The 1,392-nt window shown below is 70.9% G+C and carries 2 protein-coding genes; both read left to right on the forward strand.

Features of this window, described 5'->3' with window-relative positions:
• Positions 1-400 (forward strand): phosphatidate cytidylyltransferase (locus tag AB0C69_RS42285; RefSeq protein ID WP_360362585.1); only part of this gene is annotated, 400 nt, incomplete at its 5' end.
• Positions 401-594: 194 nt separating this feature from the next.
• Positions 595-1,152 (forward strand): heme-binding protein, encoded by a 558-nt coding sequence (locus tag AB0C69_RS42290; RefSeq protein ID WP_360362588.1) that lies wholly within the window; start codon positions 595-597, stop codon positions 1,150-1,152.
• Positions 1,153-1,392: the final 240 nt, after the last annotated feature.

Consider the following 1,392-nt stretch of genomic DNA (forward strand, 5'->3'; position numbering starts at 1 on the left):
GGGAGTGATCTGGTTCGCGCCGCTGGCCGGCGTGGTCCTGCTCGGACCGGAGGTCCTGGCGTTGTTCGCCGCGGTGTCGATCGCCGACATCACCGCCTCCTTCGCGGGCCGGTCGCTGGGCGGGCCGCCCCTTTCCCGGCTGTCGCCGTCCAAGCACTGGAGCGGCCTGCTCGCGGGGACCGCCGCGGGGCTGGGGACGCTGGCCGTGTTCGGTGCGTTCACGCCCGCCTGGGCGGTCGCGGTGGCGGTCGGCGCCCCGCTGGGGGACCTGCTGGAGTCGATGGTCAAGCGGGGGGTCGAGGCCAAGGACTCCGCCTCGTGGCTCGCGGGCGCCGGCGGCCTCCTCGACAGGCTCGACTCTCTCCTTCTCGCCCTCGTGTTCGCCCTGGCGCTCGGCTGACGACCGGCCGGTCGTGCAGCGAGCCTCACCGGCCGCCCCCACCCGTGCCCCGGTTTTGGGGAGCCGTGGCGATTCGTTTCCCGAGTGTTGCGCGGCGCTCTGCGCACAGCGGGTTGTTCCCGGGCTCCGGCCCCATTACCGTGCATATCTGAACGATCACTCTATGTAGTCGGATGTTGCAGAATCGGGGAGACATGTCGATCAGGCATCTCGTGGGCGGCGCCATCGCGCTGGGCGCGGTCGCGGCCGGGACCTTCGCAGGTACGGGGACGGCGTCGGCCGCGGCGCCGGCCGCCGCCATCACCGTCTACGGCGGGCACGGCGGGCATGGCGGACACGACGGGCACGGCAAGGCCACGGCACCGGAACGGGTCCTGTCCGACAGCGCGCTCGTCCGGGCGTCCAGGGCCCTGGTGCACTCGGCGCGGCGGCACGGGAACCAGCACGTGACGATGGTCATCATGGAACGGGCCGGCACCATCCGGCTCGTGGTCCGCACCCGCAAGGCGGGGCCGCAGACCTACGAGTCCGCCAAGCGCAAGGCCTACACCGCCGTGGCGTTCGGCCAGCCCACGAGCGCCCTGACCGGAAACGAAACGATCAAGCAGATCCCCGGCACCCTGGTGCTGCCCGGCGGCGTCCCCGTCAAGTACAAGGGCTTCCCCATCGCCGGCATCGGTGTCGGTGGCGCACCCGACGGCAGGATCGACGAGGCCATCGCCAACGACGTCCTCGCGGCCATCGGCCGCTGACCGAAAAGCCTGGGAAAGCAGAAAACGGCCCCGAGGGGGCCGTTTTTCAATCGGACCAGGGCTCGGCGGGAGCCCCGGTGGGGTTTCACTTCGAGCCGTCGGCCCAGAAGTGCTTGAAGAGCAGGAACATCAGCAGCATGAAGCCGGTGCCGCCGATGCCGGTGATGATGTTGCCCACGGCGTCGACGCTGAGGTCGCTGTTGATGGCGGTCGTGATGACCGCCGTGAGGGTGACCGAGC

Origin of the sequence: Actinomadura sp. NPDC048032 (assembly GCF_040653175.1) — a bacterium.
In the GTDB taxonomy this organism is placed as follows: domain Bacteria; phylum Actinomycetota; class Actinomycetes; order Streptosporangiales; family Streptosporangiaceae; genus Spirillospora; species Spirillospora verrucosospora.

What these genes read in the sequence shown, in the direction of transcription:
- AB0C69_RS42290 (WP_360362588.1), top strand. Translation starts at nt 595, where the DNA reads ATGTCGATCAGGCATCTCGTGGGCGGCGCCATCGCGCTGGGCGCGGTC.